Origin of the sequence: Blastococcus sp. CCUG 61487, assembly GCF_005222955.1 — a bacterium.
Classification (GTDB): domain Bacteria; phylum Actinomycetota; class Actinomycetes; order Mycobacteriales; family Geodermatophilaceae; genus Blastococcus.
Genome location: NZ_LWUA01000008.1, coordinates 1 through 7,263, shown reverse-complemented (window position 1 = coordinate 7,263; position 7,263 = coordinate 1). Strand labels below are relative to the sequence as shown.

The 7,263-nt window shown below is 74.3% G+C and carries 6 protein-coding genes and 2 pseudogenes; 1 reads left to right on the top strand and 7 read right to left on the bottom strand.

Annotation, left to right across the window (positions count from 1 at the left end; genetic code table 11):
- From A6V29_RS21405 to A6V29_RS00840, 7 genes and pseudogenes are all read right to left on the bottom strand, one after another.
- A pseudogene (locus tag A6V29_RS21405) lies at positions 1-330 on the bottom strand (DEAD/DEAH box helicase); the annotation flags it as partial.
- Positions 318-1,568 carry a DEAD/DEAH box helicase gene (locus tag A6V29_RS00865; protein ID WP_249932901.1) on the bottom strand — a complete coding sequence of 417 codons (1,251 nt, stop codon included), beginning with the start codon at positions 1,566-1,568 and terminating at the stop codon, positions 318-320. The pseudogene A6V29_RS21405 and the gene A6V29_RS00865, both read right to left, overlap by 13 nt.
- A gap of 319 nt (positions 1,569-1,887) precedes the next feature.
- Positions 1,888-3,516 (bottom strand): GMC family oxidoreductase, encoded by a 1,629-nt coding sequence (locus A6V29_RS00860; protein ID WP_137158528.1) that lies wholly within the window; start codon positions 3,514-3,516, stop codon positions 1,888-1,890.
- Positions 3,516-5,053: pseudogene (locus tag A6V29_RS00855) on the bottom strand (aldehyde dehydrogenase family protein). Before A6V29_RS00855 ends, A6V29_RS00860 begins: the two are co-directional and overlap by 1 nt.
- 75 nt (positions 5,054-5,128) lie before the next feature.
- Positions 5,129-5,560, bottom strand: a complete 432-nt coding sequence (locus tag A6V29_RS00850; RefSeq protein WP_137158527.1) for an ATP-binding protein — start codon at positions 5,558-5,560, stop codon at positions 5,129-5,131.
- 167 nt (positions 5,561-5,727) lie between these two features.
- Complete coding sequence (locus A6V29_RS21855) at positions 5,728-6,096, bottom strand: hypothetical protein (protein ID WP_137158526.1); 369 nt, start codon at positions 6,094-6,096, stop codon at positions 5,728-5,730.
- Between the two features lie 268 nt (positions 6,097-6,364).
- Entirely contained in the window at positions 6,365-6,685 is a 321-nt protein-coding gene (locus A6V29_RS00840; RefSeq protein WP_137158525.1) for a hypothetical protein, read from the bottom strand.
- A gap of 186 nt (positions 6,686-6,871) precedes the next feature.
- Here A6V29_RS00840 and A6V29_RS20545 point away from each other — a divergent pair, with 186 nt between their 5' ends.
- Positions 6,872-7,249, top strand: coding sequence for an STAS domain-containing protein (locus A6V29_RS20545; protein ID WP_170977640.1), 378 nt, complete (start codon positions 6,872-6,874; stop codon positions 7,247-7,249).
- The last annotated feature ends 14 nt before the right edge of the window (positions 7,250-7,263 follow it).

Genomic DNA, 7,263 nt, shown 5'->3' with positions numbered 1-7,263 from the left:
CGCTGGGCGGCGGGGGAGGACGGCGGGGTCAGCGGCCCCGGCGGGAGCGGGCGCTGAACGACGCGGCGGACGACGTCCCCGCGCGGGCGGCCAGTTCGGCGCGGGTGCGGGCCGGACCCCGGACGACGCCGGCTTGGCCGCGGAGCCGGTGGACCCCGAGCCGCCGCGACGACGCCGGCCGCCGCCGTTGCCCTGGGGCTGCGGCTCCGGCGCGGGTGCGGGCTCGACGTAGGGGGCCGCGGGACCGGCCAGCTCCTCCAGCAGCGGCGCACCGGGACGGACCTGGCTGACCTGCGGGGTGATCCCGGCCTGGCGCGTCAGCGTGCGCACCTCGCCGACCATGTCCGGGGTGGTGATGGTGACGACGGTGCCGCCCGCACCGGCGCGGGCCGTGCGACCGGACCGGTGCAGGTAGGCCTTGTGCTCGGTCGGCGGTCGACGTCGTCGACGTGGATGCCGCGGGCTGCGATGTCGGTCGCGCACATCACCCGCGACGAACCGTTGCTGAACGCCTCGAGGTTGCGCTCGCGGGCGTTCTGGCTGAGGTTGCCGTGCAGGTCGACGGCGGGGATGCCGGACGCGGTGAGCTGCTTGGCCAGCTTCTTGGCCTGGTGCTTGGTGCGGGTGAACAGCACGCTGCGGCCCAGCCCGGAGGCCAGCTGCCGCACGACCTCGCCCTTGTCGGCGGTCTGCACGTGGAAGACGTGGTGGGTCATCGTCGCCACGGGCGCGACGGCCGGGTCGACCGAGTGCGTGATCGGGTTGCTCAGGTAGCGCTTGACCAGCACGTCGACGCCGTTGTCCAGCGTCGCGGAGAACAGCAGCCGCTGGCCGGTCTTCGGGGTGCGGTCCATGAGCCGCTTCACGCCGGGCAGGAAGCCCAGGTCGGCCATGTGGTCGGCCTCGTCGAGGATCGTGATCTCGACGGCGCCGAGGTCGCAGTGGCCCTGGCCGATGAGGTCCTCGAGCCGGCCGGGGCAGGCGATGACGACGTCGACGCCCTGGGCCAGCGCCTGCACCTGCGGGTTCTGGCCGACACCGCCGAAGATCGTCGTCGTCCGCATGCCGAGAGCACGGGCCATCGGGTCGACGACGGCGGCGACCTGGTTGGCCAGCTCACGGGTCGGGACGAGGATCAGCGAGCGCGGGCGCTTGGGCTGCCGCTTGCTGTCCGAGGCGGCGAGCCGGGCGACCAGCGGGATGGAGAAGGCGAGGGTCTTGCCCGAGCCGGTGCGGCCGCGGCCGAGCACGTCGCGGCCGCCGAGGCTGTCGGGCAGCGTCGCGACCTGGATCGGGAACGGCGCCGTGATGCCGCTGCCGGTGAGCACCTCGACGAGAGGGGCAGGCGCGCCCAGCGCCTCGAAGGTGGTGTCGGTGGGCAGGACGGTCGCGTCCGCCCCGACGGGGACGACGGCGGGCGCGGTGGCCGGCCGGTCCTGTCGGGGGGTCTGCTCGCCGGCGGGGCGGCTGCCGCGTCCGCGACCACCACGACGGCGACGCGGGCCTGGGGGGGTGGGGGAGCTATCGGAGGAGGAGGCGGCGGGGGAATTGCTGATGGAGGAGGTCACGGGAGTCCTTCGACGATCGAGTCGGCCGCCGGGATCTCAGCGCGCACGAGCGCCGGCACACCTGGGAACAGGGGGCGGGCTCGCATCGTCGGCGAGACGTCGGTCAGCCGGGCGCACCAAGGTGGCGCAGCCTCAGCCCGACGTCGATTCCTGCCGCTCCGGATGAGCGAGGGCGGCGCCGGTACGTAGTACTCAACCAGAGATCGGGCCCGCGTGGTCCCACCCGGGGGGAGTCGCCGGTCACAACTGGTGAGGCGTTGCCGGCTGCCCTCCGCTCACCGATCGAGCGGGCCGCCTGCTTTACCGCGGAAAAGCAGATTCAGGGGGTGGTGGCGAGGGTCGGGTCGACGGTGCGGCCGCGGATCAGGTCGGCCGCGCGCTCGCCGATCATGATCGACGGCACGTTCGTGTTGCCGCGCACCAGCCGCGGCATCACCGAGGCGTCGGCCACCCGCAGCCCCTCGACGCCGTGCACCCGCAGCGCCGAGTCCACGACCGCGGCGTCGTCGGCACCCATCCGGCAGGACGACACCGGGTGGTACAGCGACTCCAGCGTGCTCTGCACGGAGGCCCGCAGCGCGTCCCGCCCGGTGGCCGCAGCGCCCGGTGACCACTCCTCGCCCAGCACCGCGGCCAGCGGCCCGACCGAGGCGATCTCGCGCGCCTTCTCGATGCCGCACACCAGCGCGTCGAGGTCGCGCTCGTCGGTGAGGTAGCCGGCGTCGATGGCCGGGGCCCACGTCGGGTCGGAAGACCGCAGCCGGATCGACCCGCGCGAGTGCACGTCCACCAGCACGACGGCGGTGGTGAACGCCTCGGCGTCCGGATCGATCTCCGCCTGCTTCCAGAACTTCACCGGCAGGAAGTGCATCTGCAGGTCCGGCTCGGCCAGGTCGGGCCGCGACCGGGTGAACAGCCCGGCCTCGGCCAGGTTGGAGGTGAGCGGCCCACGCCCGACCGCCTTCCACCTCGCGATGTTCAGCGGGTTCTCCGCCAGCCGCAGCGACGTCCCCGACCGGGTGTGCCAGACGACCGGCACCAGCGGGTGGTCCTGCAGCCCAGCACCCACGCCCGGCAGGTCGTGGACGACGTCGACACCCACCGAACGCAGGTGGTCGGCCGGCCCGATGCCCGAGAGCATGAGCAGCTGCGGCGAGTTCACCGCGCCACCGGAGAGCACCACCTCGCCGGCGGACACCGTCTGCAGCGAGCCGCCGCACCGGTACTCCACGCCGGTCGCCCGCCCACCCGAGAGCAGCACCCGCGTGGCCAGCGCGCTGGTAACCACGGTCAGGTTCGGCCGGTCGGCGGCCGGGTGGAGGTAGGCGTCGGCCGACGACCAGCGCCGTCCCCGCTTCTGGGTCACCTGGTACTGGCCCACGCCCTCCAGCGAGGCGGCGTTGAAGTCGTCGTTGCGGGGATATCCCGCCGCCACCGCCGACTCGACGACGGCCTTCGTCCACGGGTGCGGGGAGCGCAGGTCCTCTACCCGCAGCGGCCCGCCGGTGCCGTGCCAGCGGTCGGCGCCGCGGGCGTTGTCCTCCATCCGCCGGAACAGCGGCAGCACGTGCTCGTAGGACCAGGACCGGTCACCGGTCAGCGCCGCCCACTCGTCGTAGTCGGCCGCGGCGCCCCGCATGTAGATCATCGCGTTGATCGACGACGACCCGCCGAGCAGCTTGCCGCGCGGCCAGAACAGCTTCCGGCCGTCCAGCCCCGGCTGCTCCTCGGTCGTGTAGTTCCAGTCGCGGCGGGTGCGCCAGAGCTTGTACAGCCCGGCCGGCGCCTGCACCTCGAGCACCTTGTCCGAGCCGCCGGCCTCCAGCAGCAGCACCCGCAGCGAGGGGTCCTCCGAGAGCCGTCCCGCCACCGCGCAGCCGGCCGAACCGGCGCCGACGACGACGACGTCGTACGAGTCCGAGGGGCCACAAGCGTGCTTGTGGCCCATCAGCGATGGCGGCCGTGGAGGACGCCGATGACTCGGGCGAGCGCGTCGGTCGCGTTGGCCGGCCGGCTGAAGCTCGTGAGGTTGCTGCCCGGCAGGGCGAACCGCTGCCGGGTGATCGACTTGCTCCGGGTGAACTCCTTGAGCCCGTCCTCGCCGTGGATCCGGCCGAACCCGGACTCGCCCACCCCGCCGAACGGCAGCGCCGGCACCGACGCGAACGTCAGCACCGAGTTGATCGACGTCATGCCGCTGCGCATCCGCCGGGCGAGGTCCAGGGCCTTGCGCGACGACCCGGAGAAGATCGAGCCCGCCAGCCCGTAGCTGGTCGCGTTGGCCCGCTCGAGCGCCTCCTCGGCGTCGCGGACCTTCGTGATGGTGATCGTCGGCCCGAAGGTCTCCTCGCGGACGGCGAGCGCGTCGTCGGGGACGTCGAGCAGCACCGTCGGCGGCACGTAGTTCTCGCCGGGGGAGGCGTCGGGATCCGACCCGCCGGTGATCACCTGGGCACCGGAGGTGGCGGCGTCCTGACGTGCCGGCGGACGACGTCGACCTGCGAGGGCATGGTCATGGGGCCGTAAGTCGCCTCGTCGTCCGACCCCGGGCGCAGCGTGCGCACCTGCGCGGTCACCTCGGCGACGAACCTGTCGTAGACGGCGTCGGTGGCGTACACGCGCTCGATGCCGATGCAGGTCTGGCCGGCGTTGCTCATCGCGCCCCACACGGCGGCGTCGGCGGCGGCGACCACGTCGGCGTCGTCGTCGACGATCATCGCGTCCTTGCCGCCGAGCTCCATGAGGACCGGGGTGAGCGTCTCGGCGCAGGTCGCCATCACCTTCTTGCCGGTGGCGGCCGAGCCGGTGAACGCGATCTTGCCCACGCCGGCCCGGCACAGTGCCGTCCCGGTCTCGCCGAAGCCGGTGACCACCTGGACGGTGTCCTCGTGGTCGGGGACGGCGGCCCGCCACGCAGCGGCCAGCCAGGCGCCGACGGCGGGGGTGTACTCGGAGGGCTTGAAGACGACCGCGTTGCCGGCGGCGAGCGCGTAGGCGATCGAGCCGACAGGGGTGAACACCGGGTAGTTCCACGGGCCGATCACGCCGACGACGCCGAGCGGCTGGTACTCGAGGTAGGCGGCGTGGTTCGCGGCGAGCAGGCCGGTGCGCACCCGGCGCGGGCCGAGCGCCTTGCGGGCGTGCCCGGCCGCCCACGCGAGGTGGTCGATGGCCAGGGTGATCTCGAGGATCGCGTCGGCGTGCGGCTTGCCGTTCTCGCGGTGCACGAGGTCGGCGAGCTCGTGCAGCCGGCGGGCCAGGTAGCCGCGGTAGGCGTTCAGCCGCTGCTTGCGGCCGTCGAAGCCGAGCTCGGCCCAGCGCTGCGCGGCCGCGCGGGCCCGCTCCACCGTCTCGCCGACGGCGTCGGCGTCGTGCACCGGGAAGACGCCGACGACGGCACCGGTGGCCGGATCCGTGGACTCGAACGTGGCGGTGGTGGCATGCCGGTCGACGGTGCCCGCGGCGCCGTCGGTGACAGTGTCCATCTGCGGGGCGATCGACATGGGACGGACGGTACCCGTGGGGAGCGACGGGAGCCGCCGCTCCATCCGGTCGGGGAGTCAGACCGCCGTGACGACCGCCCACGCCGTCTTCTGCCCCCGCCCGAGCGTGGTCCACCCGTGCCGCGTCGAGAGATCGGCGACGAGGTAGAGCCCGAAGCCGCCCTTGCCGGGGTCCCGGCCCTGCGCTGGGGTCGGGGGCATGCCGGGGGAGGCGTCGCTCACCGCGACGAGCCACTCGTCGCCGTGCCGGCTCAGCGCCGCGGCGACCGGCAGCCCGCCGTGGCGCAGCGCGTTGGAGGCCAGCTCGTCGGCGAGGAGCACGAGCCGTTCCGACCAGTGCTCCTCGGTCGGCCGCTCGACGACGGCGCTGCCGGTCATGGTGGCCCGCAGCCGGGAGCGCAGATCCGCCAGCTCCGCCAGCGAGCGGAGCTCCTGGCACCACAGCTCGGCGAAGCCCCGCGGCAGGTGCGCGTACTCCCAGAGGGCCACCGACACCGCCTTCCGAGAGCTCCGGCGGCCGGTGGCCGGCCGCCGCTGAGCCCGTGCCCGATCCGGGCGTCCGCGAACCGCGGCGTCACCCGTAGGGGTCCCCTGGCACACCTGCCCCACCGGTTGCAGTGACTGCACCATCCGTGGTTGCAGCCACTGCACCGACGTCACGAACCCCAGCGGGGGATCGCGGTGGCTCCGGGCGCGTGCCCGTGGGTGGACGGCCGGCCGTCGCGCGTCCGCCCGGGCACGCCGGGGCCGGGTGCCGGGGAGGTGCGTGACCAGCACTCGAACAGCGAGAGCCACTGCGCCGTGGTGAGCGCCGTCGGCCGGGTGGTCGGGGCGAGGCCCTCCTGCCGGAGCCAGCGGACCCCGGCGGTGCCGGGGAGCTGCGCGCGGAGCAGCGGTCCCAGCGGCGCCGAGGGGGAGGCGAGGACGGCGGAGCACAACCTGTCGAAGTGGGCGGCATCGGACTCGGGCAGGGCGGCGCGGGCGTCGGCCGCGGGCCCGGCCGGGGCGCGGGTGGGGCGTGACATGGATACCTCCGGGAGAGGTGGGAACCGTCGGCACGGCGCTCGCCGGCTCGCGGCGAGCACCCGGACGGGCGGGAGAGAAGGACCAGCGCCCGGGACGGCGCCGGGCGGGCACTGCGGCCGAGCGGCACGACGGCCGTGCTCGGCGGGAGCCGGAGGGCTCGCAGGGCGGGTCCGGGGCTCGACGGCCCGGGACCTCAGGCGGCGCGCAGCCGCACGGAGAAGCGCATGCCCCGGACGTTAGGAGCGGGGCGGGCGGCTGTCGACCGATTTACCGGTCGTCGCTACCGCGGGCCTGCCGCGCCTGGTGGGCCTCCCAGCGCCGGCGGTCGCGCTCGCGGGCGTCGGCGTTCTTCTCCCACTTGCTCTTCCGCTTCAGGGCCCGCTGTTGCTCGCGCTCCTCGAAGGTGGCGTGCTGGTCCCAGTCGCTGGCGAGCACCGCCATGACGGCCACGACGACCAGCACGATGCCCACGAAGGCGGCGACGACGACGTCGAGGACCAGGAACGCGAGGCCGCCGAGGACGACGGCGACGGCCGCCGCGGCGAGTAGGCCGGGGCTGCGGCGGCTGCGCTGCGGTTCCGTCGTCACCCCTCCAGTATCCCCACGGCCGGACGCCGGGCGGCTCCCGGGACCTTGCGGGCGGGTCCGGCGATCCCTAGGGTCCGGGGTGCGGTTCAACAGCCAGCCGTAGCTCGGTGCGAACCGCCACGGCTGGTGATCCCAGTTCGCGAGGTTCGTGCCAGGGTCCGGTTCCACCCGCCCGAGAGGCACCCCGTGACCGCCACCTTCTCCCCCCGCGATCCCGGCCACCTCGTGCACGTGGACGTCGTCCCCCACGGCACCACCTTGCGGCTGACGGTGCGCGGAGAGGTCGACTCGTCCTCGGCGCCCGTGCTGGAACGCCATCTCGACGCAGCGTTCGCCGGGACCACCGAGGAGCTCGTCGTGGACCTCCGCGAGGTCACCTTCCTCGACTCCGCCGGCCTCTGCGTCCTCGCGAACGCCCACCGCCGGGCGGCCGAGCAGAAGGCGACGATGCGCGTCCTGGCCGCCACCCGTGCCGTCGTCCGCCCCCTGCAGATCACCGGGCTGTGGAGCCTGCTGGGCGCCGAGCAGATCGACGAGGACTCCGCCGGCCGGGTCGTCGCCTGACAGTGAGGATGTAG

What these genes read in the sequence shown, in the direction of transcription:
- A6V29_RS00860 (WP_137158528.1), bottom strand. Translation starts at nt 3,516, where the DNA reads ATGGGCCACAAGCACGCTTGTGGCCCCTCGGACTCGTACGACGTCGTC.
- A6V29_RS21855 (WP_137158526.1), bottom strand. Translation starts at nt 6,096, where the DNA reads ATGTCACGCCCCACCCGCGCCCCGGCCGGGCCCGCGGCCGACGCCCGC.